The sequence below is a fragment of the Mycolicibacterium austroafricanum genome, assembly GCF_902705885.1.
Classification (GTDB): Bacteria; Actinomycetota; Actinomycetes; order Mycobacteriales; family Mycobacteriaceae; genus Mycobacterium; species Mycobacterium vanbaalenii_A.
This window is the reverse complement of the sequence record NZ_CACSIP010000007.1, coordinates 34986-61218: the sequence shown is the minus strand read 5'-3', so window position 1 is coordinate 61218 and position 26233 is coordinate 34986. Positions and strand designations below refer to the sequence as shown.

The 26233-nt window shown below is 66.0% G+C and carries 30 protein-coding genes and 2 pseudogenes; 12 read left to right on the top strand and 20 right to left on the bottom strand.

Annotated features, from left to right (window positions below):
• Window positions 1–104: 104 nt before the first annotated feature.
• The 4 genes from BEMPMBAN_RS33125 to BEMPMBAN_RS06410 form a co-directional block, all read right to left on the bottom strand.
• Window positions 105–1001: a LysR substrate-binding domain-containing protein gene (locus BEMPMBAN_RS33125; protein WP_425294937.1), complete on the bottom strand. Its 897-nt coding sequence runs from the start codon at window positions 999–1001 to the stop codon at window positions 105–107.
• A 404-nt stretch (window positions 1002–1405) separates the two neighbouring features.
• Entirely contained in the window at window positions 1406–1789 is a 384-nt protein-coding gene (locus tag BEMPMBAN_RS33120) for a leucine zipper domain-containing protein (protein WP_159229565.1), read from the bottom strand.
• Between the two features lie 166 nt (window positions 1790–1955).
• A protein-coding gene (locus tag BEMPMBAN_RS06415) for an IS3 family transposase (RefSeq protein WP_159229564.1) occupies window positions 1956–3082 on the bottom strand; the annotation gives its coding sequence in 2 pieces (ribosomal slippage) (window positions 1956–2791 and window positions 2791–3082; 1128 coding nt in all).
• Between the two features lie 605 nt (window positions 3083–3687).
• Window positions 3688–3936: a hypothetical protein gene (locus tag BEMPMBAN_RS06410; protein WP_057169796.1), complete on the bottom strand. Its 249-nt coding sequence runs from the start codon at window positions 3934–3936 to the stop codon at window positions 3688–3690.
• Between the two features lie 297 nt (window positions 3937–4233).
• On the opposite strand from BEMPMBAN_RS06410, the gene BEMPMBAN_RS06405 reads away from it, so the two are divergent.
• The 3 genes from BEMPMBAN_RS06405 to BEMPMBAN_RS06395 all read left to right on the top strand — a co-directional run bounded on the left by BEMPMBAN_RS06405 (window position 4234) and on the right by BEMPMBAN_RS06395 (window position 7190).
• Complete coding sequence (locus tag BEMPMBAN_RS06405) at window positions 4234–5976, top strand: CocE/NonD family hydrolase (RefSeq protein WP_159229563.1); 1743 nt, start codon at window positions 4234–4236, stop codon at window positions 5974–5976.
• A gap of 50 nt (window positions 5977–6026) precedes the next feature.
• Window positions 6027–6578, top strand: coding sequence for a TetR/AcrR family transcriptional regulator (locus BEMPMBAN_RS06400; protein WP_234897329.1), 552 nt, complete (start codon window positions 6027–6029; stop codon window positions 6576–6578).
• 333 nt (window positions 6579–6911) lie between these two features.
• A complete protein-coding gene (locus BEMPMBAN_RS06395; protein ID WP_159229561.1) occupies window positions 6912–7190 on the top strand; it encodes a hypothetical protein in 279 nt (92 codons plus the stop codon).
• On the opposite strand, the gene BEMPMBAN_RS06390 is transcribed toward BEMPMBAN_RS06395, so the two are convergent.
• Genes BEMPMBAN_RS06390 through BEMPMBAN_RS06380 form a run of 3 tightly spaced genes read right to left on the bottom strand, consistent with a single transcriptional unit; the run spans window position 7151 to window position 9120 of the window.
• The gene (locus BEMPMBAN_RS06390) at window positions 7151–7840 is read right to left on the bottom strand and encodes an SOUL family heme-binding protein (protein WP_159229560.1); all 690 of its coding nucleotides are present in this window, start codon (window positions 7838–7840) and stop codon (window positions 7151–7153) included. The two genes, BEMPMBAN_RS06395 and BEMPMBAN_RS06390, sit on opposite strands and share 40 nt — an antisense overlap.
• A 29-nt stretch (window positions 7841–7869) precedes the next feature.
• Entirely contained in the window at window positions 7870–8265 is a 396-nt protein-coding gene (locus BEMPMBAN_RS06385; protein WP_159229559.1) for a VOC family protein, read from the bottom strand.
• A 27-nt stretch (window positions 8266–8292) separates the two neighbouring features.
• Window positions 8293–9120, bottom strand: a complete 828-nt coding sequence (locus tag BEMPMBAN_RS06380; protein ID WP_159229558.1) for an oxygenase MpaB family protein — start codon at window positions 9118–9120, stop codon at window positions 8293–8295.
• A gap of 36 nt (window positions 9121–9156) precedes the next feature.
• On the opposite strand from BEMPMBAN_RS06380, the gene BEMPMBAN_RS06375 reads away from it, so the two are divergent.
• Complete coding sequence (locus tag BEMPMBAN_RS06375; RefSeq protein ID WP_159229557.1) at window positions 9157–10119, top strand: cobalamin biosynthesis protein; 963 nt, start codon at window positions 9157–9159, stop codon at window positions 10117–10119.
• Here the strand turns inward: BEMPMBAN_RS06375 and BEMPMBAN_RS06370 are convergent.
• From BEMPMBAN_RS06370 to BEMPMBAN_RS06360, 3 genes are read right to left on the bottom strand one after another with little or no spacing between them, the layout of a single operon-like run.
• Window positions 10073–10918 carry an SURF1 family cytochrome oxidase biogenesis protein gene (locus tag BEMPMBAN_RS06370; RefSeq protein WP_159229556.1) on the bottom strand — a complete coding sequence of 282 codons (846 nt, stop codon included), beginning with the start codon at window positions 10916–10918 and terminating at the stop codon, window positions 10073–10075. The two genes, BEMPMBAN_RS06375 and BEMPMBAN_RS06370, sit on opposite strands and share 47 nt — an antisense overlap.
• Window positions 10915–11394: a low molecular weight protein-tyrosine-phosphatase gene (locus BEMPMBAN_RS06365; RefSeq protein WP_159229555.1), complete on the bottom strand. Its 480-nt coding sequence runs from the start codon at window positions 11392–11394 to the stop codon at window positions 10915–10917. Before BEMPMBAN_RS06365 ends, BEMPMBAN_RS06370 begins: the two co-directional genes overlap by 4 nt.
• Entirely contained in the window at window positions 11387–12052 is a 666-nt protein-coding gene (locus tag BEMPMBAN_RS06360) for an HAD-IA family hydrolase (protein WP_200845892.1), read from the bottom strand. The genes BEMPMBAN_RS06365 and BEMPMBAN_RS06360 overlap by 8 nt, the downstream gene beginning before the upstream one ends.
• Window positions 12053–12167: 115 nt before the next feature.
• On the opposite strand from BEMPMBAN_RS06360, the gene cobC reads away from it, so the two are divergent.
• Genes cobC through BEMPMBAN_RS06340 form a run of 4 tightly spaced genes read left to right on the top strand, consistent with a single transcriptional unit; the run spans window position 12168 to window position 16025 of the window.
• Complete coding sequence (cobC, locus tag BEMPMBAN_RS06355; RefSeq protein ID WP_234897327.1) at window positions 12168–13118, top strand: Rv2231c family histidinol phosphate aminotransferase CobC; 951 nt, start codon at window positions 12168–12170, stop codon at window positions 13116–13118.
• Entirely contained in the window at window positions 13088–14245 is a 1158-nt protein-coding gene (locus tag BEMPMBAN_RS06350) for a Nif3-like dinuclear metal center hexameric protein (RefSeq protein ID WP_159229553.1), read from the top strand. The genes cobC and BEMPMBAN_RS06350 overlap by 31 nt, the downstream gene beginning before the upstream one ends.
• Window positions 14242–14970, top strand: a complete 729-nt coding sequence (locus BEMPMBAN_RS06345; RefSeq protein ID WP_159229552.1) for a zinc ribbon domain-containing protein — start codon at window positions 14242–14244, stop codon at window positions 14968–14970. Before BEMPMBAN_RS06350 ends, BEMPMBAN_RS06345 begins: the two co-directional genes overlap by 4 nt.
• The gene (locus tag BEMPMBAN_RS06340) at window positions 14967–16025 is read left to right on the top strand and encodes a bifunctional RNase H/acid phosphatase (RefSeq protein ID WP_159229551.1); all 1059 of its coding nucleotides are present in this window, start codon (window positions 14967–14969) and stop codon (window positions 16023–16025) included. Before BEMPMBAN_RS06345 ends, BEMPMBAN_RS06340 begins: the two co-directional genes overlap by 4 nt.
• Before the next feature lies 1 nt (window position 16026).
• Here BEMPMBAN_RS06340 and BEMPMBAN_RS06335 read toward each other — a convergent pair whose 3' ends face one another.
• Window positions 16027–16596 carry a helix-turn-helix domain-containing protein gene (locus BEMPMBAN_RS06335; protein WP_159229550.1) on the bottom strand — a complete coding sequence of 190 codons (570 nt, stop codon included), beginning with the start codon at window positions 16594–16596 and terminating at the stop codon, window positions 16027–16029.
• A 47-nt stretch (window positions 16597–16643) separates the two neighbouring features.
• Here BEMPMBAN_RS06335 and BEMPMBAN_RS33115 point away from each other — a divergent pair.
• Both BEMPMBAN_RS33115 and BEMPMBAN_RS33110 read left to right on the top strand, forming a co-directional pair.
• A pseudogene (locus BEMPMBAN_RS33115) lies at window positions 16644–17486 on the top strand (NAD(P)/FAD-dependent oxidoreductase); the annotation flags it as partial.
• Between the two features lie 63 nt (window positions 17487–17549).
• On the top strand, window positions 17550–18176 hold the full coding sequence (locus tag BEMPMBAN_RS33110) for a class I SAM-dependent methyltransferase (RefSeq protein ID WP_272952219.1): 627 nt from the start codon (window positions 17550–17552) through the stop codon (window positions 18174–18176).
• Window positions 18177–18231: 55 nt separating this feature from the next.
• On the opposite strand, the pseudogene BEMPMBAN_RS06325 reads toward BEMPMBAN_RS33110, so the two are convergent.
• The 6 genes and pseudogenes from BEMPMBAN_RS06325 to BEMPMBAN_RS06295 form a co-directional block, all read right to left on the bottom strand.
• A pseudogene (locus tag BEMPMBAN_RS06325) lies at window positions 18232–19077 on the bottom strand (integrase catalytic domain-containing protein); the annotation flags it as partial.
• Window positions 19074–19971 (bottom strand): IS5 family transposase gene (locus BEMPMBAN_RS06320; RefSeq protein WP_425294936.1). Its coding sequence is split into 2 segments (ribosomal slippage): window positions 19074–19584 and window positions 19583–19971, totalling 900 coding nucleotides; the frame shifts between segments, so codons are not numbered across the junction. The pseudogene BEMPMBAN_RS06325 and the gene BEMPMBAN_RS06320, both read right to left, overlap by 4 nt.
• Before the next feature lie 70 nt (window positions 19972–20041).
• Complete coding sequence (locus tag BEMPMBAN_RS06310; protein WP_070354488.1) at window positions 20042–20464, bottom strand: hypothetical protein; 423 nt, start codon at window positions 20462–20464, stop codon at window positions 20042–20044.
• A 48-nt stretch (window positions 20465–20512) separates the two neighbouring features.
• Window positions 20513–20851 carry a helix-turn-helix domain-containing protein gene (locus BEMPMBAN_RS06305; RefSeq protein WP_083129153.1) on the bottom strand — a complete coding sequence of 113 codons (339 nt, stop codon included), beginning with the start codon at window positions 20849–20851 and terminating at the stop codon, window positions 20513–20515.
• A gap of 174 nt (window positions 20852–21025) precedes the next feature.
• Entirely contained in the window at window positions 21026–21196 is a 171-nt protein-coding gene (locus tag BEMPMBAN_RS06300) for a hypothetical protein (protein WP_165799862.1), read from the bottom strand.
• Between the two features lie 127 nt (window positions 21197–21323).
• A complete protein-coding gene (locus BEMPMBAN_RS06295) occupies window positions 21324–21953 on the bottom strand; it encodes a thermonuclease family protein (protein WP_234897318.1) in 630 nt (209 codons plus the stop codon).
• Here BEMPMBAN_RS06295 and BEMPMBAN_RS06290 point away from each other — a divergent pair.
• Window positions 21952–22245: a hypothetical protein gene (locus BEMPMBAN_RS06290; RefSeq protein WP_159229548.1), complete on the top strand. Its 294-nt coding sequence runs from the start codon at window positions 21952–21954 to the stop codon at window positions 22243–22245. The genes BEMPMBAN_RS06295 and BEMPMBAN_RS06290 overlap by 2 nt on opposite strands.
• Window positions 22246–22508: 263 nt before the next feature.
• Window positions 22509–22919 carry a hypothetical protein gene (locus BEMPMBAN_RS06285; RefSeq protein ID WP_176749603.1) on the top strand — a complete coding sequence of 137 codons (411 nt, stop codon included), beginning with the start codon at window positions 22509–22511 and terminating at the stop codon, window positions 22917–22919.
• A gap of 20 nt (window positions 22920–22939) precedes the next feature.
• On the opposite strand, the gene BEMPMBAN_RS06280 is transcribed toward BEMPMBAN_RS06285, so the two are convergent.
• From BEMPMBAN_RS06280 to BEMPMBAN_RS06270, 3 genes are all read right to left on the bottom strand, one after another.
• A complete protein-coding gene (locus BEMPMBAN_RS06280; RefSeq protein ID WP_165799860.1) occupies window positions 22940–23734 on the bottom strand; it encodes a hypothetical protein in 795 nt (264 codons plus the stop codon).
• Window positions 23731–25497 (bottom strand): RNA polymerase sigma factor sigma-70 region 4 domain-containing protein, encoded by a 1767-nt coding sequence (locus tag BEMPMBAN_RS06275; protein ID WP_112558133.1) that lies wholly within the window; start codon window positions 25495–25497, stop codon window positions 23731–23733. The genes BEMPMBAN_RS06280 and BEMPMBAN_RS06275 overlap by 4 nt, the downstream gene beginning before the upstream one ends.
• 349 nt (window positions 25498–25846) lie before the next feature.
• Complete coding sequence (locus tag BEMPMBAN_RS06270) at window positions 25847–26203, bottom strand: hypothetical protein (RefSeq protein WP_068920347.1); 357 nt, start codon at window positions 26201–26203, stop codon at window positions 25847–25849.
• Window positions 26204–26233: the final 30 nt, after the last annotated feature.

The window sequence follows — 26233 nt, the reverse complement described above, 5'->3', positions numbered from 1 at the left end:
CCCTCGAGTTCACGCTAATCATCAGAGTGACAGCCTGGAACCACAATTCGCGCGGCCCATTCAACCGGACCTATACCGCCGACGACGCCTTCGAACGATTCACTTCAAGGACACAGGAGCCCCGAACCGCTTGCGACGGCCTCGGTCAGGAGGGCTTGAAAGTACCGATCGGCGGGCGCCTGGATAGCGTTGCCTAGCGTTACCGCGCGGATGTCTCGGCAGCCCCAGTCGACATCGCTAATCCGAAAGCACAGTAGCTCGCCTCGGCGCCGTTCGTCGCTGACGGCGTACTTGGAAACGAAACCCACGCCAGCGTTCTGGCGTGCTGCCCTTTTGACTGCATCGATTGAGCCCATCTCCCACACCGCACCCCATTTCGATTCAGATGAGTGCAATCGAAGTGCGTGTGCACGGATACTCGAACCACGCTCCTGCGCCAACAATGTCCGAGACGCCAACTGCTCGACGCTAACGTAACCGTCCGAGGAAACCTCAATCGAGCCGGGGCTACAGATACCGACTACTTCATCAGCCCCGATGCTTTCGGAACGCAGTCCTCGGAGTTTGGAGTCGCTGCACGCTACTGCCAAGGTAATTCGTCCCTCTCGTAACCACTCCATCACAGACTCAGTCGATCCAACTGAAACCTGCAATGTGACCGCGGGACAACGAGCGATGAAAGACGCGGCCACAGCGGGAAGGATGTACGTTCCTGGCATTGACGATGCACCAATTGCTAGGTCCCCCGACCGTAGTCCAGCGCGGGCGGCCAGCGTGGATTCTCCAGCAGCGAGACTTGCGAGCGCCTGCGCGGCGAAACGTGCGAGGATGCGCCCCGCTGGAGTGAGCACTAGAGAACGTCCTGATCGTTCGGCGACCGGTTCGCCGGCCGCCGAACTCAAGAGGCGTAGATGCTCGCTGGCCGACGGTTGACTTATTCCCATTGCCGCGGCCGCTGCCGAGAGACTCGACGCGCGATCGAGCTCGATCAACAGTCTCATCCGTGTGGAATCCCACACCTCGGTCAGCGTCGGCATGAAGCTATGGTTCCCCAGTTCGTGCGACTTCGCCAGACAATCGCGCCTTGTTCGGGATACGTATGGGTCAAAAGCACGTGGGACCGCGCCGGTTTGCTTGGCTCCTGACCCCGTGAGGATTCGGCATCGCCGATACGATTGAACTCGTGCCGAACGTACCTGCTGCCTAGTTTCGGGCGCGAGGCTTGCCCTCTATGTTCACAGCTGAAGGCTCTGTGCGAACCCCATACCGTTCATCGATCCGTTGGGAATGCGACCAATTTCATTGACGTCCATGTGAATCAACTCGCCGGGACCGGCTCGCTCATAGCGGACCGCGGTTGTCTTCGAGGCGCGGATCAGCGCACCGGTGAGCGGGTCACCGTCCCTTAGGCAGGGCAGATCATGACGGTGGAGGATCGCGCTGACGGTGCGGGCCGGCAGACCCAGCTCCGCGCCGATCCAGTCCTGGCCGCGTCGGGAGGGCGCCGGAGTTCGTTCACCGCTGACTCCACCGCGGCGGTGGTGCGGCGCGGGCAGCGATGGGGCCGTGAGGAGTGGTCGATCAACCCCGCAAGGTCTTGTTTTTGGAAGCGGCGCACCCTCCGATACGCGCACTGGTGTGAGACCCCAAGTTCGGCCGCGACGTGAGCGGGTTTGCGGCCACCGATCAGGATCCGATCGACGAGCAGTTGTCGACCATAGACAGTCAGCCGGGTATCAGCGGGGGAGAAGAGGACCTGCGTGTGGGCGAGGACGTCAGACAGCTCCACTAACCCCCGGAGGTCCTCCCTTCTCACAGCCAAACCGTCAACAATGTCCCTGTCGAGTACACTCAGGTGTGACGTCCAGGGAGGTCGGTCAGTCGGGTGTCCGGTGGCTGGCCTCCAATTGCGGAGGGGACTGCCCCGATTTCAGTTGACTCGCGGGTTGTGAATTTCAGGCCGCGGTCGCGACTGATGTGTGGAGCAGATCGAACTCTATCGGGGTGAGCCTGCCGAGGGCACGTTGCCGGCGACGGCGGTGGTAGTTCCGCTCGATCCAGGTCACGATCGCCAGGCGCAGTTCGGCTCGGGTAGCCCACCGTTTCCGGTCGAGGACGTTGCGTTGCAGCAGGGCGAAGAACGACATCATCGCAGCATTGTCACCGCACGCTCCCGCGCGGCCCATCGATCCCTGTAACCCGTTGCGCGACAGAACATGCACGAACTTGCTCGATCGAAACTGACTGCCTCTGTCGGAATGGACGATCGTCGCCACGGGTGACCGCAGTGCTGCCGCATGATCCAGGGCGGCCACCGCCAGCGAGGACTTCATCCGGGAGTCGATCGAAGAACCCACGATCCGGTTAAAATAGACATCTTTGATCGCGCCAAGGTAGAGCTTGCCTTCATCGGTCCGGCGTTCGGTGATATCGGCCAGCCAGACCTGGTTGGCGGCCAGGGCGCTGAACTGACGCTGCACGAGGTCGTCATGCACCGGTGGTCCGGATCGGCGGTTCAGTCCACATTTCGCGGCGAAGATCGACCAGATGCGTTCCTGGGAACACAGTCGTGCGACACGGTTCTCGCCGGCGGTGATCCCGCGCCCAGGGAGTTCGGCGGCGTGGATGCCGCGGGCGGCGTTGATCAGGTGGGCGTCATCCCAATCACGCTGCGATAGAGGTGCTTTGCGCCATTTGTAGAACGCCTGGGTGGAGAATCCCAGGACCCGGCAGGTCACCGTGACGGGCACGCCGACATCAGCAAGGTCGAGGACCAGCGGGTACATCATTTTGGGTTGGCATCCCGGGACAGGTAGCCGACCGCGCGTCGCATCACCTCCGCTTCCTGCTCGAGGAGTTTGATCCGCTTGCGGGCTTCGCGCAGCTGCGCGGCCATATCGTCCGCATTGGTCGAGGACGTGGGCCGGCCGCGGCCATCCTCTCGGTCGGCGATCTTGAGCCAGCGATGCAGGCAGGCCTCCGAGATGCCGAAGTCCTTCGCAATCTGGCGCAGCGGCGCCTCACCCTTGCGGGCCACAGCGATGACGTCGGCCCGGAACTCGGCAGGAAACGGTGTCGGCACAAGGTTGATCCTTCCAGCAAGGACGAATCCTCACAGGTCAAGAGTCAACCAAACCGGGGGCAGTCTCCGTCGGTTGACCGCGACCCTAGAAGCAACGGCGCAGGCGAGGGTCTCCGCGAGCGCACCACGCCCATGGCGATGCTCTGGCTGACGCCTGCCCTGGTGTTTTGGAGGACTGGTGACTGCGACCGCAGCGCTGCTGATCGTGTTCCGAAGTTCAATGGAACGGCCCGCGGCCAAGCCCTGTTTGGGGAGGAACGAGTCTTCCGACGTCGAGCCCCCGCTTGCGCCCTGCGTGCGCCAAGACGCGCAGAAACAGGGGAGACGCGAACAATGGGATGAAACCCGTGAGAGGCAATGACCTGGACATATAGGTACCGCGAAGGTGCGACAAGACGCTATAGAAGCTGGTAAAAGGCTTCTACACACCAGCGGTCGGCGGTTCGATACCGTCCGCGCCCACCATCAAATCCCGCAGTGCGGGCCGCGTGAAATTCCGTTCGTCCGCCCTGACCAATTGCGAACGCTCGCGGTCAAAGTCCGCAAAAAAAAGTAAGGGCGGGTCCGAATATATTCGGACCCGCCCTTACTTCTCATGGATTCGGTCAGTCGTTCGGACCCTCAACGGTCTGCTGCGGGGCCGTGACCGGAGGAGTGAATACGCCGCCTCCGGGGTTGAGCGACTTCTCGGTCGGGGTCAGCGAGACCTCGGTGGTGGTCGTGGTGGTGGTCGGCGACTCTTCGGGCTTGTCGCTGTCACTGCTGCACGCCGCGGTGAAGCCGATCATCGCGATGATGGCGCCACCGCCAACCGCTGCCGAAATCCGACGACGAGCCAGACGATTCAATGCCATCTTCGGTCCTTTTCTTGTGTGTCAATGTGATGAACCTCGGCAGCCGCGATGTCCGCGAAAACCGGGTGCAACAGTCCCATTTTACGCCGGGATCTGGTGTCAGAAACTGTAACGCAGCGCCTGTAGCAGTGCATTCCCTCACTCGCGCTCGGTTTGGCGTATTGGTGCCGTCAACGGCCGGCATTTCTGCGCATTCTCGCCAGGGTTGTCGGCGGCCCGAACGGACCCGAGTACGATTTTAAGATACGGACCGTATCTACATCGGTCGACGCCGCACGAGGAATCCGGGGAAGCGCCATGGCCGTGGAGCAGCAGATGATCTTCACGCCATCGGGGCGGCTGCCGGCGGCTCGCACGGGCGTGCTGACCGGATTCGCGCCGAGCACGCTTACGTTGCCGGCCGGCTTTCGGGTCGCACCACAGTTGCTGCCGATTCCGGTCGACATCGTCTTCGAGAAGGACGTCGCCGTCCGGCTGCGTGACGGGGTCACGATCCACGTCGACCTGTTTCGCCCAGTGGGCGACGAACCGGTGCCCGTCGTCGTGGCCTGGAGTCCGTACGGCAAGGGGCAGGGCACCTCGGCCAGCGTCATGGGAGTGTTCGCCATGGTCGGCCTGGACAACGGGATCGTCTCGGGACTGGAGAAGTTTGAGGGGCCCGATCCGGCGTACTGGTGTGCCCGTGGCTATGCGATCTGCAACCCGGATGTTCGCGGTGTGGTCGACTCCGAGGGCAACAGTGTGCTGTGGGACCGTCAGGAGGGCCGCGATTGCCACGACCTGATCGAATGGCTGGCCGGGCAACCCTGGTGCAGCGGCAAAGTCGGGATGAGCGGCACCTCCTACCTGGCGGTGTCGCAGTGGTTCACCGCGGCTGAGCAGCCTCCGCACCTGGCCGCGATCAACCCGTGGGAGGGCGTCAGCGATGTCTACCGCGATCTCGTGATGCGTGGCGGCATGCCGGACACCGGGTTCGCCCGTCAGTTGCAGGAAGGCAGCTTCTTCGGTGCCGGCCTGAAGGAGGACATCCTCGCCGAGGCGGAGCGCTACCCGCAGATGAATGCCCTGTGGGAGAACAAGATCCCGGATTTCTGCAAGATCGCCGTGCCGGCGTACGTGGTGGCCAGTTATACGAACACACTGCACACCGCGGGAACGTTCCGGGCCTGGCGGCGGATGGCGTCGCAGGACAAATGGCTGCGGATCCACAACGGTCAGGAATGGCCGGACTACTACGACGAGGACAACCGCGAGGATCTGCGCCGCTTCTTCGACCGCTACCTCAAGGGTGTCGACAATGGGTGGGAATCCACACCCCGCGTTCGCTATTCGATTCTCGACCTGCACGGTGGCGATCAGGTAGGCGTGCCCGCGGACGCGTTTCCGCCCGCCGGATTCGTCTCGACCAGGTTCTACCTCGACGGCGCTGCGCGGGTGTTGAGTACCCGGCTGCCCTCGGCTGGCGTGGAGGTCGGCTACGCGGTCGACAGCAGTCCGAACGCGGTGTCGTTCATCGCCCGCTTCGACGAAGAGACCGTCATGGTCGGCTATCCGAAGGCGCACCTCTGGGTCGAGGCACGCGGCGCCGACGACATGGATCTTTTCGTGCTCGTCCAGAAACTCGACGCGTACGGCACCCCGCTGCAGCAGTTCACCGTGCCCAACCAGAACGCACGCATCCACGATCTGACCGACCATGGGGCAAGCGTGCTGCGGTACAAGGGATCCGATGGACGATTGCGTGTCTCCGCCCGACACCTCGACGACGAGTTGTCCACCGCGGATGTGCCCGCGCACACCTTCGACCGCGTCGAAAAGCTTGTCGACGGCGAGCCCGTCGAGATCGAAATCGACCTGTTGCCCATCGGTCTCGCTTTCCGGCCCGGCGAACAGTTGCGCTTCGTCATCAGCTCGGCCAACCTGCTGGGCCCGTTGATGCCCGGGATCCGCGAGTACGCCGGCGCCAACAGTGGACGCCACGTCATCCATACCGGATGCTCACGCGCCTCGTATCTGCAGCTGCCGATTCGGAAATCGTGAGGACTGTCGTGGACGGTGAACCGAAGACGCGACGCCGCAACGAAGCGCTGATGTCGGCGATCCGGGACGCGGTCCGGGCTGAGCTCGTCGAACACGGCTATGCCGACCTGACTTTCGAAGGCGTGGCCCGGCGGGCGAAGACCAGCAAGCCCGTTCTCTACCGTCGCTACCGGACGCGCGCCCATATGGTCGTCGATGCGCTACCCAATCTGAGATGGGAACCCGACCAGATCGATCTCACCGCATCGGAATCGTTACGCGACGACCTGCTGAACGTGTTCTGCGCGATCGCGGACAACTTCGTGGCCATCGGTGTGGACAACTATCGACGGCTGGTCGCCGAAGCCGACGATGAGCTGCTGGATCTGCTGCACACCCAGATCATTGGACTGGCCGAACGTACCGTCTATCCGGTACTGGCCCGTGCCCGCGAACGCGGCGAGATCGGCGGGCAGGAGATAGCCCGCCTGCCCGCGCTGTCGATCGGGTTCCTGCTGCGCGACCTCCTGGTGTTCACCCGTGTCGAGGTGGGCCGCGACGCGATCGCCGAGATCCTCGATACCGTGTACCTGCCGCTGATCAGGACCGTCTCCACGCCTTAGCCCCGACGGTCCTGGGGATAACCCCCGGACGACTCTCGGGATTCCCACCTGGACAACCACCTTGGTGAAATTCGACCATATATGTGGAATGTTCCCCGGCCGAGAAGTGTTGGTGATTCATATGAGTCCCGTGACAGTGATGACATGGGCTCATACGTTGAGAGACAAGAACACGTCTGGTTCAGCGGAAGGCGGGTCACGTGCCTGAAAACTACTGATATGCAAGCAGATAACTCCTAGAACACACTAGCCAAAACTTCACAAATCACGGAGTCCTGCCCCGGGCGCCATGGCGCCGCCGGGTGGTCGAACTCTGCCGAAAGGAATACGAACATGCAGAAAATTCTCCTGGCCTCAGCGGCCTTCATGGCGTTGGCGGGCGGTTCATTCGGGATGGCGGCCACCGCGTCGGCGGCTCCTGCCGGTGCGTCATCGGTCGAGGAAACCATCTATGACCTGCGCACTCAGGGCTACAACGTGCAGCTGAACGGCACCCGTAACGGGCCGCTGTCCAACTGCTCGGTCGACTCCGTACGCGGCGCCTCGGACGCGGCGGTCCCGGGCGCGACGGTCTACGTGGACCTGTCCTGCCCGGCCGAATACCAGTACTGATCGCACCGGGGTCGCGGTGCTGCNCACCCGGNGNGNGGCACCGCGACTTCGTTGCGCCTGCGGAACGGCAACGTCCAGGGCGGGTCGTAGAACCACGCGACCGGCGGGCCGTCGGTGTTGAAGCCGCTGCCGTGCAGCGCCTGTAGAAGTTCGGCGGACTTGGCGGTGATGGCGGTCGAGCTCCGGTCACCACTGAACCGCAGTACCGCGAAGCGCTCGGCGGGCACGTCCACCACGGTCACGTTCGGGTCGTCGGGTTCGGGCAGCGTGTCCATCGACCACTTCGACGGCATGTAGAAACGGATCACCGATTCGCCGGTGCCGCCGGTATGGGTCTGCGCGACCGGCGCGGTCATCGCGATCTTCTCGCCGTGCTGCGCGACCGGGGCGGTCATCGCGATCTTCGTCTTGCGGTGGTTGCCGCCGAAGATGTAGCCCGCGAGCCGCCGGAACCCCTCACTGCGGGCTTCCTGGCCGTCACCCTTCACGCTGGTCTGCGCTGCCACCCGCGGCCCGTACCGCCGGATCTCGATCGCACCGAGGTCGTCTTCGTGGACGTAGAGCGGCTCCTCGGTGCCGACCCGGATACCGAAGACACCCCCGACGCCCTCGACGAACTGGGTGGCGGCACCTGCGATCTTGGTCAACATGACCTAGGTAGTACCCAACTCGGCGCGGATTACTCCGGCGGGGCGAAGAACTCCAACGCGACACCGTCGGGATCGCGGAAGCTCAGGCCGGAGCCGTAGTGCGCGTCGACCACACCATCGTGCGCGATACCGAGATCATCGAGGCGGCCGGCCCACTGCTGCAACTCCGCTCGCGTCTCGCAGCCGAACCCGACGTGATCGAGGCCCGCACGGAACTCGGTGAACTCACCGGGGGCGATGGACCTGTCGTGCTGATGGATGCCGAACAGTGTGCCGTTCCCGAACGCCCACACCACGTGGCGGAACCCGCCGTCGGTGTGCTCGTCGAGCACCGGGTCGGTCCCAATCAGCGCGCGGTACCAGGGCCCGCTCACCCCGATGTCACTGACCGTGACGGCCACATGGTTGAGCGCTGTAATTGCCATGGAAGTCTCCTTGCCTGATCGTTCGGTTCACACCACCCGTTTGCCACGTCGCGCACGGGACCGCATATCCCAGAGGTAGAGCTGGTAGCCGAACAACCACAGATCACGCGGGACCACGCGGTCGGCGATCCGCAACGCGCCGACTAGGGCGTCGAACGCGCGCTGCTGGCGGGAGGTCCAGCGCATTCGCATCAGGGTGCGGAACTCGGCGGGCAGGAAGCCGGTGGTGGCGAACAGGTTGAGCGGTCCCGCCAGCTGGCGCAGCGGAGTCGGCAGGAACACCAGCGCCGCCACCCCGTGCAGATGCCTGCGCACCGGCTCGTCGATCCGCAGCTCGTCCAGCGACCGTTTCCAGTACTCCTCGAACGCGACCCGGTCCGCGGGCCACATGTCCGCGCGTACCTGCAGCGTGGTGCCGAGCCGGGCGGCGTCGCGGTACACCGCATCGGCCGACTCGTCATCGAGTGGGCCGTAGAGGAACTCGTGCTGATCGATGTAGTAGCGGTACAGGCAGGCCGCCACCCACAGCTGCAGCGCAGGATCGAATGCGTTGTAGCGCACCGGGCTGCCCGGGCCGGACCGGATCTGGCGGTGCGCGGTGTCCACCGCCCCGCGGATCAGTGCCCGGTCGTCGTCGGTGCCCATGGTGGCCGCCGCCAGATAGGTGCCGGTGGTGCGGGCCCGTTTGAAGGGATGCTTGTAGACGTTGCCGCGGTCCACCGGGCTCTCCAGGACGCCGTACCCGACACCGGGGGACGCCAGTTGCATGATGACGTTCGCGGCAGGTGCCAGCGCCGCTGCCGGATTGATCAGATCGGCGACGCGCCTCGGATTCCGCGGGGGACCGAGCCTCATGGAACTGAGTACACCACCTTGTGAGACGCTGCCGACGTGTTTGCGCCCAATAGCTCTGCCCGTGCGATCGGACTGGCGGGCGGTTACCTGGCCGACGTGGTCCTGGCCGACCCGCAGCGCGGCCACCCCGTCGCCGCGTTCGGGTCCGCGGCGGCGGCACTGGAGCGTCGCACCTATGCAGACAGTCGGGCCGCCGGTGCCGCCCACACCGCGGTGCTGCTCGGGGCACTCGGCGCGATCGGGCTGGCCGTCGAGCGCGCCGCGCGCCGGCGNGGCCCGGTGTGGACGGCCGCCGCCACCGCGATCACCACCTATGTGGTGCTCGGCGGAACATCGTTGGCCCGCACGGGTGCCCGGTTGGCGGACACGCTGGAACGCGAGGACATCGACGGCGCCCGCGCGCAGCTGCCGTCGCTGTGTGGTCGGGACCCGGCCGCCCTGGACGCCGACGGCCTGGCCCGGGCCGCCCTGGAATCGGTCGCCGAGAACACCTCGGACGCGCAGGTCGCACCGATCCTGTGGGGAGCGGTCGCGGGTGTGCCCGGTCTGCTGGTCTACCGCGGTGCCAACACACTGGACGCGATGATCGGGCACAAGTCGCCCCGCTATCTGCGGTTCGGCTGGGCGGCCGCGCGATTCGACGATGTCGTGAACTACGTGGGAGCCCGCGCGACCGGGCTGGTCGTGCTGGCGGTCGGTGGTGCCCCCAGCGCCGCCTGGCGGGCCTGGCAACGCGACGCCGGTAAACATCCCAGCCCCAATGCCGGTGTCGCCGAGGCATCCTTCGCCGGAGCGCTCGGGGTGCAGCTCGGCGGCCCCACCCAGTACGCGCACCGGTTGGAGATGCGTCCCACCCTGGGGGACGGGCCGGCCCCGAACGCCGCCGACCTGCGTCGCGGTGTGCGGCTGTCGCGGGCGGTTCAGGCCGGCGCGACGCTGGTGGCGGTGGCCGTCAGTGCCGCTTGCCGTACCGGTCGGCGAGCTTCTGCTCGGTGCTGACCGGCTTCGGCGCCGCCGCCTCGTCGGGTTCGGGTTCGCTCTGCGGGTTGGCGAGCGCCTTCTCGCGGCGCCGGACCTTCACCTCGGCCAGGATGAAGTACCCCACCCCGATCGGGGCGATGATGCCGAACGCGATCCACTGGATCCCGTAGGACAGGAACGGCCCGGCATCGAGCACGGGCAGCGGGATCACGCCGAGGCCGCCGGGCTGGTCCTCGACCAGTTGCAGATAGGACCCGGTCAGCGGGACGCCGGTCACCTGGGAGACCTGCCCGGGGTTGATCGAGTACACCTGCATGGCACCCTCGGCCCGGAACGGCTCCCTGCCGACGGCGAGCATCTCCGAATCGCGCAGCCGCGCGGTGATGGTGACCGGCTCGGCCGGCGCGGCCGCGATGGGCGGCACCGCGGTGCCCTGCTCAGGTTTCACATAGCCGCGGTTGACCAGCACCGTCGGTCCGCCGTCGACCACGAACGGGACCAGCACCTCGTAGGCGGGGGCACCGTCCACCGACCGCAACCGGGCCAGCACCTGCGCCTCGGGCAGGTAGTGACCCGAGGCCGTCACCCGCTGCCACTGGTGTTCGTGCGCCGACGAATCCTGCTGCGGCAGATAGGTTGTCAGCGGCACCGGGTCGGTGTTCAGCGAGTTGGCGATCTGGGTGTTCTCACGTGAGGTCGTGGTGTTCTTGCCGAGCTGCCAGGGCGCCAGCACCGTGAAGCACAGCCAGGCGAAGGCCGCCACCACCACGTACAGCGCCAGCCACTGCGGCCGGAACAGGAACCCGAAGCGCTTCACGGGCGCCCCAATCGTTGGTCGATCCAGTCATGCAGGCCGGGTAGCGAAGCCTCGATGACGGTGAAGACCGCTTCGAAGTCCTCCGGGCCGCCGTAATAGGGGTCCTCGACATCCAGGGTGAAGGCGGCCGAGCGGGGGTCGAAGGAACGCATCATCCGCAGCCGCTCCGGCGGGACACCCATATCGGCGAGCATCCGGGCGTGGTTGCGGCCCATCGCGACGACCATGTCGGCGGCCAGATGGTCCTCGTCGAGCTGGGCGGCGCGGTGGGTGGTCGGATAGCCGTGCGCCCGCAGGACGGCATCGGTGCGGTGATCGGCCCCGTCGCCGGCGTGCCAGCCGCCGGTCCCGGCGCTGCTCACCCGCACCTGCTCGGCAAGGCCGCGGCCGGCGATCTGGTGGGCGAGCATCTTCTCGGCCATCGGGGACCGGCAGATGTTGCCCGAGCAGACGAACGTCACATGCAGGCTAGACACCGAGCACCCTTCGCAGGTCCTCGACGGTGGCCACCCGGTGCAGCGGTGCGGGCGCGTCGGGCCCGTCGAAGTCGGTGCCGCCATATCCCCAGTCGACCACCACGGTGTCGATGCCGTGGAACGAGGCACCCTCCACGTCGTGCGAACGGTCACCGACCATCAGCACCCGCTCCGGGCGCGGGCCCAGCTGTGCGAGCGCGTAGGCGATCACGTCAGCCTTGGCGGCCCGGGTGCCGTCCGGGCTGGCCCCGGCGATGACCTCGAAATATCCGTCCATCCCGAAATGGGTCAGGATGCGCTGCGCGGTGGGCTGCGCCTTCGAGGTGGCCACCGCGAGCCGCACCCCGGCCCGCTTCAGATCCTCCAGCAGGTCGGGGATGCCGTCGAACAGGCGGTTCATCGACCAGCCGCGGGTGGTGTAGTCGGCGCGATAGGCCGTCATCGCCTCGTCGGCGCGGTCACCCAGACCCATCGAGGTCAGCGTGTGATGCATGGGCGGGCCCACGATCCGGCCGGCCAGGTCGCCGTCGGGGACGGTGGCGCCGATGCTCTCCAGCGCGTGGCGGAAGCTGGCGACGATGCCGTCCGCGGAGTCCGTCAGGGTGCCGTCGAGGTCGAACAACACCAACTGCGGGGCTCGGGTCACGGTTTCAGTCACCCCACCATTGTCGCCGATGTTCCGGTGCTGCTGGTCGGCGCACTACTGTCGTGCTGTGGTTCACGAGGTTCGGCAGGCGGCGCGCTATCACGGTGACCAGGCCGTCGCGTCCGGGATGCTGGACTTCGCCGTCAACGTCCGGGCTGCCGGCCCACCGTCCTGGCTGGTCGAACGCCTCGGCGAGCGGCTCACCGACCTGGGGCACTACCCGAGCGCAGCCGATGTCACCCGCGCCACCGAGGCGGTGGCCGCCCGGCACGGGCGCGGCGCCGACGAGGTCGCGCTGCTGGCCGGCGGCGCCGAGGGCTTCGCGCTGCTACCGAACCTGGACCCGCGACTGGCCGCGCTAATCGCGCCGTCGTTCACCGAACCGGAAGCGGTGCTGAGCGCCGCCGGGGTGCCCATCGAGCACGTCGTCCTCGGCCCGCCGTTCGGGCTGGCCGGTGCGGTGGTGCCCGCGCGGGCCGACCTGGTGGTGGTCGGTAACCCCACCAACCCGACCTCGGTGCTGCATCCGGTGCGCGACATCCTTGCGCTGCGCGCCCCGGGCCGGATCGTGGTCGTGGACGAGGCGTTCGCCGACGCGGTGCCCGGCGAGCCGGAGTCCCTGGCCGGGATGTCGCTGCCCGATGTCCTGGTGCTGCGCAGCCTCACCAAGACCTGGTCGCTGGCGGGTCTGCGGGTCGGATACGCACTCGGTGCCCCGGAGGTGCTGGCCCGCCTGACAGCCCGGCGCGCGCACTGGCCGCTGGGCACCCTGCAACTGGAAGCCGTCGCGGCCTGCTGCGCCCCGGAAGCGGTGGCCGAGGCGGATACCGGCGCGCGCAGACTGGCGGCCCTGCGCGCGGAGATGGTCGCCGGGTTGCGCGCCGCCGGGGTGGACGTAATCGACGGTTGTGCACCGTTCGTGCTGCTGCGCGTCGACGATGCCGAACTGACCCGAAAACACTTGGACACCAGGGGGATCGCGGTGCGTCGCTGTGACACCTTCGTCGGCCTGGACGGCGAGTATCTGCGGGCGGCCGTGCGTCCCGAATGGCCGCTGCTGGTGGAGGCCCTGACGTGAGCGTGTCTCTCGCCGAGGTGATGGACGTCCTGGACGCGGCGTATCCGCCTGCGCTGGCCCATGACTGGGACTCGGTCGGCCTGGTTGCCGGCGACCCGGCGGAACCGGTCACCTCGGTCACGGTGGCGGTCGATGCCACCGACGCCGTGGTCGCCGAGGTGCCCGAGGGCGGACTGCTGCTGGCGCACCACCCGCTGTTGTTGCGGGGTGTGGACACGGTGGCCGCCTCGACCGCAAAGGGCGCGCTGATCCACCGGATGATCCGTTCCGGTCAGGCGTTGTTCACCGCACACACCAACGCCGACTCGGCCTCCCCGGGGGTCTCCGATGCCCTCGCCGAGACGCTGGGCTTGGTGGTCGAGGATGTGCTGTCCCGCGGGCCGTCCGGACCCGATCTGGACAAGTGGGTGGTGTTCGTACCGGTCGAACATGCCGCGCAGGTGCGGGATTCGCTGTTCGCCGCGGGCGCGGGTCAGATCGGTGACTACTCCTGCTGCAGTTGGAGTACCACCGGCACCGGTCAGTTCCTGCCGCACGCGGGTGCGACTCCCGCCATCGGCGAGGTGGGCACCGTCGAGCAGGTCACCGAGGACCGCGTCGAGGTGATCGCCCCGGCACGCCTGCGCGGACGGGTGCTCGCCGCACTGCGCGCCGCCCATCCGTACGAGGAGCCCGCCTTCGACGTCTTCGCGCTGGCACCGCTGCCCGCCGATGTCGGGATCGGCCGGATCTGCACACTGCCGGAGCCCGAACCGTTGTCGGCATTCGTGTCCCGGGTGCGCGGCGCACTACCCGCGACCACCTGGGGTGTGCGGGCCGCGGGCGTCGCCGAGGCGGTGGTGTCCCGGGTCGCCGTCTGTGGCGGCGCCGGTGATTCGTTGCTCGGCGCGGTCGACGCCGCCGGGGTGCAGGCTTATGTGACCGCAGATCTGCGGCACCACCCGGCCGATGAGCACGGCCGGGTCTCCGATGTGGCACTGGTCGACGTCGCGCATTGGGCAAGTGAGTTCCCCTGGTGTCACCAGGCGGCATCGCTGCTGCGCGGCAGTTTCGGCGAGGCATTACCGGTGCGCGTGAGTACCGTGCGCACCGATCCGTGGAATATCGATGGAGGTTCCCAATCATGAAAGCCGAAGTGAGTCAGCAGCGTTCACTACTCGACCTGACCGAAGTCGATGCCGAGTTGCGTCGCGTCGACCATCGCGCCGCCAATCTGGCCGAGCAGCAGGAGTTCGAGCGCGTGCAGGCGCTGTACCAGGAGGCCAATGATCAGTTGGCGGTGGTCGGGATCGCCCTGGAGGACCTCGACGGCGAGATCGCCAAGCTGGAGAGCGAAATCGATTCGGTGCGCCAGCGCGAGGACCGTGACCGGACGCTGCTGCAGGGCGGCACGGTGAACGCCAAGCAGCTCAGCGAACTCCAGCACGAACTGGAGACCTTGGAGCGCCGCCAGTCATCCCTGGAGGATTCGCTCCTGGAGGTCATGGAGCGCCGGGAGGAATTGCAACGCAGGCAGTCCGAGCATCTGGCCCGTATCGACGCCCTGCAGAACGAGCTGTCGGCGGCACAGCTGGCGCGCGACGCGGCGCTGGTCGACATCGACAACGTCCGTCAGGTGTCAGCGGGTCGGCGCACCGAGCTCACCTCGCTGCTGAACGCAGATCTGGTGGCCCTGTACGAGAAGCAGCGCGCCGGTGGGGGACCAGGAGCCGGTCTGCTGCAGGGGAAACGTTGCGGGGCATGCCGCATCGAGATCGATCGCGGTGAAATGGCCAGGATCCAGGCCGCCGAGGACGACGAGGTGCTGCGGTGCCCGGAATGTGGGGCGATCCTGTTGCGGATCAAGCAGTGAAGGTCGTCATCGAGGCCGACGGCGGGTCGCGCGGGAATCCAGGGCCGGCCGGGTATGGCGCAGTCGTGTTCAGCGGCGACCGCTCGGCGGTGCTCGCCGAACGCAAGGAGTCGATCGGCCGGGCGACCAACAACGTCGCCGAATACTGCGGATTGATCGCCGGTCTGTCCGCGGCGGCGGAACTGGGCGCCACCGAGGTGGTGGTGTTCATGGATTCCAAGCTGGTCGTGGAGCAGATGTCCGGGCGTTGGCGGGTGAAGCATCCCGACCTGCTGGAGCTCAATCGTGAAGCCGCGCAACTCGCCCGGCAGTTCGGCCAGATCGACTACGGCTGGATCCCGCGGGCGGAGAACTCGCACGCGGACCGGCTGGCCAATGAGGCCATGGACGCCGCAGCGGCGCCCGCGGCGGCGCCGGCCGCACCGGGCTGGAGCGGTGCCCGTGGGGAACCGACCCGGCTGATGTTGTTGCGGCACGGGCAGACCGAGCTCTCGGTGGACCGCCGGTACTCCGGGCGGGGTAACCCGGCGCTCACCGAACTCGGAAGGAATCAGGCCGCGGCGGCGGCCCGCTACCTGGGGGAGAAGGGCGGCATCGACGCGATCGTGTGCTCACCCCTGGGCCGCGCCCACGAGACGGCCACTGCTGCGGCCAAGGAGCTCGGTCTCGACGTCGTCATCGACGACGATCTCATCGAGACCGATTTCGGCGCGTGGGAGGGCTTGACGTTCTCCGAAGCAGCGCAACAGGATCCGGAGCTGCACGGCAGATGGCTGCGCGATACCAGCGTGACCCCGCCGGGCGGGGAGAGCTTCGATGCGGTGGCCGAGCGGGTGCGCCGGGCCCGCAATCGGATCGTCGAGGACCACGCCGGGTCCACGGTGCTGGTGGTCTCCCACGTCACGCCGATCAAGACCATGCTGCGGCTGGCGCTCGACGGGGGCGCCGGGATCCTGTACCGGCTGCACCTGGATCTCGCCTCGCTGAGCATCGCGGAGTTCTATCCCGACGGGCTCGCTTCGGTGCGGCTGGTCAACCAGACCTCATATCTCTGATTCAGTCGGAGTGCAGGTGCAGGCGTTCCCCGTGGACGTCGAAGATCATGATGGCCTCGACAGGTCCGTCGACGGTGCCGAACCAGTGCGGCGTCCAGGTCGAGAACTCCACGGCCTCACCGGGTTTGATGATGAAATCGCGTTCACCCAGAACCAGGCGCAGTTGCCCGGAGAGCACGTACATCCATTCCTGACCCTCATGGACGGGCAGCTCGGCCGGCGGTGTGTTGCGCTTGGTGCTGACCCGCACCTTGAAGGTGTGCCGGCCGCCGGTCGGGCCCTGACGGGTCAGCGGCCAGTAGGTCACCCCATGGCGGGTGTGTGAGCTGCCACGGACCCGCGGGTCCTCGGACTCCGGTTCGCGCAGCAGTTCGTCGGTGCTGACCGAGAGCGCGCTCGCCAAACGGGGCAGGTGATCCAGGGCGAGCCGCCGCTTGCCGGATTCCAGCCGGCTCAGGGTCGACACGTCGATGCTGGCCCGGGCGGCCACATCTTGCAGCGTCAAGCCTTGCTGGGTGCGCAGATCCCGCAACCGTTTGCGGACGGTGTCGTCGACACTCTTTGCCTCCATGGCAAAGGAGCTTGGCATTCTGACCGCCGATCGGCAAGCTCGATGACATGAACAACGAATGGGACTGCATCATCGTCGGTGGCGGCGCGGCCGGCCTGAGCGCGGCGCTGGTACTCGGCCGTGCCCGTCGTCGCACGCTGGTCCTCGACGACGGTGACCAGAGCAACCTGGCCGCTCACGGCATCGGCGGACTGCTGGGGCACGACGGCCGCCCGCCCGCCGAGCTCTACGCGGCGGGGCGCGCGGAACTCGCCGAGTACCCGAACGTCACCTTCCGGTCGGTGCAGGCGACTGCCGCGAAAGCGGACGGGCCGGGCTTCGTCGTCGAACTCGCCGACGGGGGCCACGAACACACGCGCCGCATCCTGCTGGCGACCGGAATGCAGTACCGGCCGCCGCAGGTCCCCGGCCTGGAGGAGCTCTGGGGCGGTTCGGCTTTCCACTGCCCGTTCTGCCATGGCTGGGAGGTTCGCGATCAGCCGTTGGCCGTGCTCGCCGATGGGGACCGGGCCGTGCACATGGCGCTCATGCTCAAGAGCTGGACCGACGACATCGTCGTGCTGAGCAATGGCACGGCCCCGGAGAACGATCTGTTGGCTGCCGCAGGCATTGCCGTGGACGACCGCCAGGTCAGCGAATTCCGTTCCGAGGGCGGTGTATTGGCCGAGGTGCGATTCGCTGACGGTGAGGCCCTGCCCCGGCGCGGTGTGCTGGTGGCGGCAGTGCTGCACCAACGTTCACACCTGGCCGCCCACCTCGGGGTGACCTTCGCGCCGGCCAGTCCTGTTGCGGCAGATGCCATCGTCGTCGACGCCTTCCAGCGCACCACCGTGCCCGGAGTGTTCGCGGCTGGAGACGTCAGCGTTCAGATGCCGCAGGTGGCGGCGGCGGTGGCCAGTGGGTCGCTTGCGGCCGCTGCGGTGGTGCAGAGTCTGCTGGCCGATGACGTCGGGCTGCCCGTTCCGCCGTGGCCGGCACCCGATGCCCAACAGCACTGGAACGAGCATTACGGCCAGCGTGATCGGGTGTGGAGCGGACGGGTGAACCTCCGGCTGTCCGAGGTGGTGGAGACGCTGGCCCCCGGGCGCGCCCTCGACCTGGGCTGCGGTGAGGGAGGCGACGCCATCTGGCTGGCGTCTCGGGGATGGTCGGTGGTCGCGACCGATGTCTCGCACGTGGCGCTGGAACGTGCCGCCGCTGATGCGGGGGAGTTGTTGAGCCAGATCGATTTCCAGCACCATGACCTCGAGGTGAGTTTCCCGGACGGTGAGTTCGACCTGGTGTCCGCGCAGTTCCTGCACTCGAAGATTCCGCTGGACCGTGCGCGGGTGCTGAAACGAGCGGCGGCGGCCGTGGCTCCCGGCGGGCTGCTGGTGATCGTCGACCACGGTGAGGCGCCACCATGGTCGAACCACCGGCACGTCGAGTTCCCCGGCGCGGAAGAGGTGGTCGGATCGCTCGATCTCGACGACAGCTGGGTGCGCGTCCAGGTGGGCCCGGTCGAGCGCGAGGCCACCGGACCCGATGGGCAGCCGGGGCATCTCATCGACAACGTGATGGTGCTGCGGCGGACTCGCTGAGGTTATCCACAGGCGCGAGATTTCTCTTCGACTGGTGTCGGCCTGTTGCCTCACGTCAAGATGCGCGCGTAGGGGTCTTCGTTGCCTCACGTAATCGTGCGCGCTTGTTGACTTGAGGCTGGGCGGTGGGGCCGGCCTTGGCGAGGGCCAGGGTGAACAGCCGGGCGGTCAGTGCCTGAACCTGACGCTGGATGGCGGCCGGATTGATCAACGAGTGAGCTCGAGTTAACGCCACGATGCGTTCCACGGTCATGGTCGGGTGATCGATCGTGCGATGGAAAGGGGTGGTGGCCTTGTCATGTTTCTTGGACACTTTGGCGCCTCTGCGGACCTTCGCCACCAGTTTCTGCTGCGGGTGGAAGTAGTTGGTCAGCATGGACTGCAGTTTCCAGATCTCGTTAAGTAACAACAGCTCTGAGGCGGTGTCATAGCGGTAGTAACCCACCACGGTGCGTACCACCGACCAGTTCTTCTGCTCAACATGGCAGCCATCGTTCTTATTGCCCAGCCGCGATCTGGTGAAGGTGATCTGACGTCCCTGACACCAGGCGAACAAGTCATCGTTGATGAACTCCGAGCCGTTGTCAGAATCCACACCCAAGATGGGAAACGGCATCGCGCGGGAGATCTCGTTGAGCGCGGCGAGCACGCATTTGGCGGTCCTGTCGGGTACGGAGCGGTTCTCGGTCCAGCCCGTGGCAATATCGGTGACCGTCAGCGTGAACGCATGGCCTCCGCCCCGGATACCACCGTCATGAAAGACCGTGTCGATCTCCACGAAGCCGGGCACCGCATCGTCCCACTCGGCCCAAGTGCGCACCGGGATCTGACTTTTGAGCAGCGACCCCGGCTTCGTGCCGCAACGTCCCTTGAGTTGGCGTCTGGCTCGCTCTGGAGCTAGGGCATGTCTCCTAAATGGCGGGTCCAGGTGATGCAGGCACTGAGGACGACGGCGGCGCGGTAGACGATGGCGAGTTTGTCGTATCGAGTGGCCAGTNCGCGCCATTGTTTGAGTAGGGCGAAGGATCGTTCGATGAGATTGCGCTGCTTGTAGCGGATTTCGTCGAATGCCGGTGGCCGACCACCGGCACTGCCGCGACGCTGTCGCGCGGCGATCTCGTCGCTCTTCTGGGGGATGACCGCAGTGATCTTGCGGCTACGCAACAGTCGGCGCGCGACACCGCTGGAGTAGGCGCGATCAGCGATCACTGCGTCGGGTCGCACACGGGACACTCCGCGGCGCGGCACGACGATCTCATCGAGGACACCGGCCAGCATCGCCTGGTCGTTGCGCTGGCCGCCAGTCACGATCACTGCCAGTGGGCGCCCGTTGCCATCGACGGCGGTGTGGATCTTGGTGGTCAACCCGCCCCGTGACCGGCCGATGCCGTGACCTGCGGGTTCACACTGGCGTAGTGGCTGATTCGTGTAATTCGACCCAGCCCCCTGTGTCCTGATCGGGGCGCGTGGTGTTTGTCGCGTGCTGATGGGCGCGGTTGATCGTGGCATCTACCGACACCGTCCAATCCAACCGGTCCTCAGCATCGGCGGTCGCCAACAGCGTCCGCAACACCCGATCCCAGGTTCCGTCGCCGGCATAGCGCCGGTGCCGTTTCCACACCGTCTGCCACGGTCCGAACTCCGATCTGGGCAGGTCACGCCAAGGAATCCCCGTCCGGTACCGGTAAATGATCCCTTCCACCACGCGGCGGTCATCACCGAACGGGTGACCACGCCGCCCCGCGTTGGAGGGCAGCAACCCCGAGATCAATTCCCACTGAGCGTCATCGAACAACCGATACCGCGAAGCCGTCGTCACACCGACAGCATCACCTCAAAACCCATCTCAATATGGGAGACACGCCCTAGCCGCTGCGCAGGATGTCGGTGACGCGGTGCTGCACGGCGGTCCAATCCTCGGGTGAGAGGGCGGCGATAGCCGGGGTCCATCCGCTGTTGGGGTCGATGTGGTGGCGCAGTTCGGTGAAGCACACGACCTGGGGCAGCGCTCCAGTGGCGGTCAGTTCGCGGATGCGGGCTACAACGCCACGGGCGTGGTGGTCGATGTGAAGCCAGTAGGTCACTGGCCGGTGGGTGACGGCGGCCAGGTCATCGTGGCGGACGTGGTGCCAGCTGAGGTAGGTCAGGCCGTTGGTGAGGCGCACTCGGGCAACGGGGTGGTTGTCGTCGGCGCTGACCGCGTGGAAGGGCCGCACGGCCGCCACGTAGGGGGGAGAGCTGGCGGGTACCTGAGCGCTGCGGTCTGGCGGGGAGTCGAACGGGTCCATGTTGTTACTACCGTTTCGTTCGGGGACCGCGACCGCGCTGGGGCGAAGTCAAGAGTCCTGGGACGGCATGGCCATCGCTTGCTCGATGCCCCTGGTTAATGCAGCCACGGTGGTCTGCAGGGCCGGTGCGATCTTGGCCAGAAACACCACGGTGGGAGTGCGTTCGCCGGCTTCCACGCCGCGCAGGAAAATGCGATCAACGCTGGCCTGCTCACTGAGGGCGCGCTGGGACAGACCGAGTGTCTCTCGCCGCTGTGCGATGTTGCGGCCGACCACGGGCATGATGCGCGCCAGGAGCGCGCGGTCGGCTTGAGCTTGCAGTTCACGTGCGACCACGCCGGCGCGTTTGCGTTCCTCGGCGGTGGTGCTGGCCTGGGTAGGAGACATCGGCTGTGGTCCTTTCACTCGCGGTGATGACGCCGCGACTTCTTGCCGACAGCATACGCGCGGTGGAGGGCGAAAGGCTACCAGAGTGCGTGCGTGAGCCACGGCCTTCCCTTACTTGGGCTGTTGTCTTTCCAGCTTCGTCTCGGGTCCACCAATCACCCAGTTGTACACGCATCAGAAGTCCCAATCATCTTGGTGGGGTTCGGTGTTCGATGCGGAGATGGCCGGGTCGCATCCGCAGGTGAGCGGGTGCATCTCTCCAGACCGCTGGTAGTCGTTGATGTTCGCGACTTCGTCGTCGGTCCACGGAGGCAGATGCCATTCGGGTTCGGAGGTATACGTCATGTCGCGGCGGATGCTGGCTGGTCGATACACATCAAAAGCCTCCATTCCATATTTGTTGGCTATAGCCTACCGCCAGTGGCGGTGTATAACCACCCATGTTGGGTTGGTGCGCGGCGTTTGGTGATGATCACGCTGGGCAGGTCTCAGGTGACCACAGTCCACGGGATTCATCGGCAGCGGCGCTTTCGGCCGCTCGAAGTTCCGCCTGGTAGCGGTGGGGTGTCCTGTACGTGTATTCGTTGGCGTAGCCCTCGGCGATGAGGTCGAGATTGACAAGTCGCTCGGCGGTCGTCCAGACATACGCCAGGCCGCGCCCGTAGCGGTCGATACGGTCTTGGGTGGGGTCGTATTCCAGGTAGACCGACTGGCCAGTGAGCAGGGACTTGGTGTACTCGGATGCCTCACGCGAGAAACACTGAACCGGCTTTCGCGGGTCAAGGAGTTCGGGTGTGTCGACGCCGATCATGCGGATAGTCGTTGGCGTACCGTCGATTTCGACCACGATCGTATCGCCGTCGATAACGCGTACCACAGGAAACGGACCGTCGATCACATCCGTGGCCGGCATCGGCGGATAAGTGGCGGTAGTGGCAGTGTGCGCCGTCCACGATGAAGGGCTGTGACATCCAGCGAGCACTATCGCGGCCGCGCCCAGGAGTGCAGCAAGTGCGCGGCCGGAGGCAGATCGGGCGGTCATGAGGGCATGGTGACCGTTTCTGACGACGGATTCCAATGGATAGGCAGAGCGGTCAATCATGGTGTCTCCTAGTACTGTTGTCGCGGCGGGCGGTATCTCGTTGAGCGCGGGCTTTTCAGCGACACGTGATGCACCCGCGGTGGTCTTCGGATGGCTGGCAGTCATCACCCCACTCGCTTCCGGCGTGCAACCCCTCCATGCGGTCTGCGCACCCGCCGCAGCACCCGGCCCAGCCCTGCCCGTCGTCAAGGGATTCGCGACAGCCTTCATCGAACGGGTCGCGGCACGCAGCGTCGTCGTCGCTGATGTCGAATCCGTCGATGATCGTTGCTATGGCATCGGGTATCGATGAATGCGGGATGGCCGCGGAAAGGCGTTCGAGCTGACTTGACGTGAGCCGGGAACCGGCCCAGTCGTCGGCTTGATCGTGTGAAATCAATTGCAGGACTGTCATATCCAATGAACTCATAACAATTAGTGTAGTCGATAAATACGGGCTGTGTGAACGGTTTCGCGACATCATGTCGAATGACGCAGCAAGAGAACGGGTTCGGGGGCTGATTCGTTTGCGGCCGACTCCAGCCCGGTGACGGTTGCAGGAGGTATGCTCGGTGCGTGGCCCTGGTGCTTCATAGTCTGCGGGGATTTCCCCATACGGATATTGCTGCACGCCTGCCGCTGGAGCTGTCGGTGGCCGGACGGTTGCGCTCAGATATGCCGGGTCGGTTTTGGTTCTGCCGGGTAACGGCTGAGGTGTGGTGCCGGCTGGATGACTCCACGGAGCGGCGCCATATCAGTGATGCCCTCTTGTCCGAGGATGGTACTTCGTTGCGCGTGAGCGCACTGGTGGTGACTCCAGCGGCGAGTAATCAGGTTCTACAGGCCGGGATTCAGAACCTTGCAGTGCACGCTGGGGCGGTCCTCGACCCCGTTCTGGGCGAGTCGGGGGTTTTCAACGCCGCGCAGGTCGGTTACCTGGGCTGCGGACTGTTGGACGACGCGACGCAGGTGCCACCTCGGGTCTGAGTGGGTGATCCCGCGCCTGGTCAGGAGTGGCTTGACCACCAGGTATAAAGCTGTTCCAGAGTGGGTGTTTGCGGTGTGTCGGCGTGGATCGTCGCCAGCACGAGTGTCGATGCGGTGGTCCAGGCGACCATGGGTTGACCGGCAGGGTTGGTGCCACACAGCAGGGTTCCGGCGACACGTTCGGGGCTGGCGTTACGACGCCACGCGCCCGGGGACTGGTAGCCACCTGGGCAAACCTTCGCGGTGGTGGAGGAGGTGACTTCGGCGAACGCGGCATCGAGGTCTGTCGTGGCGTCATAGAGCGTGTAGTGCGCGGTGGTGGCCTCGGCGATGGCGGGGTGTGGTCCGCAGCGCAGGCCAGCCAGGGTTGGCGCGGGCTCCACGGTGGGAGTGCAGTCGGATGGTCGATATCCAGGTGGCAGGTTGCGGCGCAGGAGTTCCACAGCGACCGTCGTGGTGTCGGTGGCGGTGTCCGGGGCGCTGGTGGTCTGCGGCGGTGCTGGTGATGGCCATAGAAGGATCACCCACAGCACGACCGCGATGGTCGCAACAACGGCAAAGATCGACCACAGGATAACCAGAGGTCGTTGCATACGCGGTTGGCGTCGGTTCGGGGTGATAGCGATCGTGTGGTCGAAGCTCGCGCCCAGATGTGAGTCCTGGGCGCTGACGGATGTGCCGTGGGCGGCAGCGCTCACGCCGAGGTCAGTGGCCGGCGGCGGGTACGGGTGTGGGTCGTCGGCAGCAGACCAGGTGAAGAACTGGCTGAGTTCGGGAAGGGGACCAGTGGGCGCGTCGTCGGACGTTGGTGTCATGAGTGCTCGGTTCGGTGCGCGGCAGTGCTGGCTTCCGCGCATGCCCGCTTGAGTAGATCGGCAACGTCGCCGTCGCCGCGTCGGCGAAGGATGTGCTCAGGGCTTGCTTGCGGGTTATCCAGTGCGGCGGCCATGGCAGCGTTGGGGTCTCGGGGATCGCGCCCGGTGAGTTGAGCGATCTGTTCGGTGGCCGGTGCTGTCGGATCGAGTGTGGCAATCGAGTATGTGCGGCGGTGAGTGTTGAAGGTGATGATCAGTGTGTCCCCGAGCGTGGCGTTCAGCTCGTGGGCGTGGGTGCGGAGCGAGCCGATGCGTGCGTTGTTGCTCGCGTTGGTAACCCAGGTGACGGTGATCGGGCTATGGCGTGGATTGGTGAAAGTCTGGTGCCCGCCGAGAGTGATGTGCGCGGCCCGCGCGACGGACACGGCAATACCGCGGCCAGACCCCCGTTGTAGATCGGTGGTGACCGGTAGTGCAAGCCGGATGACTTGAGTGTTGGTGCGGTACACGCCCCGGGCCTGGTTGAGGGGTCTGCTGGATGGGGCAGGGTCGTCGGCGGTGCGGCGGCGGCTGTAGCCGTCTCGGGTGATGTATCGGGGTGTGGCGAGGTAGGTGCGCAGGGATCGTGCGCTGATGTCGGGGTATGCGGCCTGGAGGTCATTGAGTAGCTCGGTGGTGGGGACGTGCCCGCCATGGTCATCGATGTATCTCGCGATGGCTTCGTTGATGCTGGTGTACTGGGGTAGCTCCCATGCGCGCAGCGCCCAGGTGGTGCGGCTGGCCCGCGCGAATTCCTTGTGGGCCGAGAGCACGGTTGTCACCGAGCCGGGCGAGGCGGGAATGCCGATATCAGCGCGGAGCTCATCGACGGTGAGTGGCCGTTGGTGTGCGTGCAGTACCGCCGCCGCCATCTTGGCCGTGGTCTCTGCGGTGTGGGTGATGCGTCGGCCAGCGATGGTGGTGTGGAGGTAGGTCTCATCGAGGTAGGCGTCGATCGCGTCAGGGTGCATCCCCGCGGCCTGCAAGATGGCGGTCAGTTCGGTAGTCCGCAGCGCGCCTGCACCTGTTGTAAGGGCTTGCGCGGCAACGCGATCAATGGTTTCACGGCCGCAAAGTCCGGTGTTCTCCAGCCATTGGCGATGGCGGCGGTACGGTCCGGCGACGTACAGCAGCAGCGCTGTGGTGTCGGACGCAAGTGACTGGTCTGACTGGCCAAGTTCCTTGGTGGCCAGGTGGGCGGGCACATAGGGGCCAAGTCGCTGGGCGAGCAGTTGCGCGTGGCGGTGCAGGGGTTCGTGTTCGGCGTGCTCAAGGAGTCCGGTGAGTTTGCGTTCGGCCCGCCGAGTCCGTCGGGAGACGCTGGCTTTGGCGCAGCCCAGCATCGCTGCCACCTGCCCGGTCGACTGTGGATCGAGTGGAGTGACGCGGGTAGCGACGATGGTGCGGGTCTCGGGGTCAAGTTGGTCAAGCAGCTTGGCCGCCGCACCAGGGGCGGTATCGGGGTGGCCGGCTGTTGCGCTGCGAATCGCGCGGCGGGCAGCGCCGACGATCGCGTCGAGAGCACTGGCCCCGATGGCCGGTTGCGCAGCAAGGTGTTTGACGGTGTGAGCACCGATATCACGCCACGTTGGATACATCTTGGCGTATGCGGCCAGGCGTGGTGGAAGCTGACTGTAGGGAATCAATTGGTCAGCGATCACGTCGAAGTCCTCAATGAGCTCGCCCAGCGGTCGCGTCGAGTCTTCGACTATGGGTTGGGACATGCGGGAACCTGGCTATCGTGCCGGATGAGATTGCCCGACATGGAATCTAGGCATAGGACGCCTTTGAGGGAACTGGCCGCACGGTCGGGCCTACGATCGATGTTCGTGGGCCTCGGGCTTCCAGCGCATGGAGCGCCAGATGCGCCGCAAGGAGCACAGCCACAAAAATGCGACCATGGTAACGGTCGCAGCGATCATGACCACTGGGCTCCAGGCGCCCTTGTGCGTGCCTACAAACGCTATCGCCCATGCCGTGCACATCGCGAGGAGAAATAGCGTTCCGATGCGGGTAAACATCCAACGCTGCGTCCAGCGTTCCGCTTGATCCAGCCCACGCGTGACCGGATTGCTAGCCATTGTCGGCACCCCTCTGTGTTGCGGTGGGGTCGAACCAGCCCAGGAAGTCAGGCCCTGAGCTGACGCTCTCCAACGGCTGTTCCTGACCTGAGACCAGCACCTTGCCGTTGCCCAAGGCCATCACCTGGTGGTCCTTCCACATACCGACATCACCGGCCTGCAACTTCGTCGGCGGGATCGGCTCCGTCACCGGAGTCCCCGCAGGAGGCAACGTAACCCCAGCCTTCTGATACGACTCAGACACCGACGAACCCGCCAACGCCGCCCGCACCGCCTCGGCCCCCACAGGCGACCGCGCCTCGAATACTTCACCGGCGACGTGCGGTTGTTTGCTGCTCTGATTGTCCATGTGACTTTGTCCCTTCTGCTCTGCTGCGAG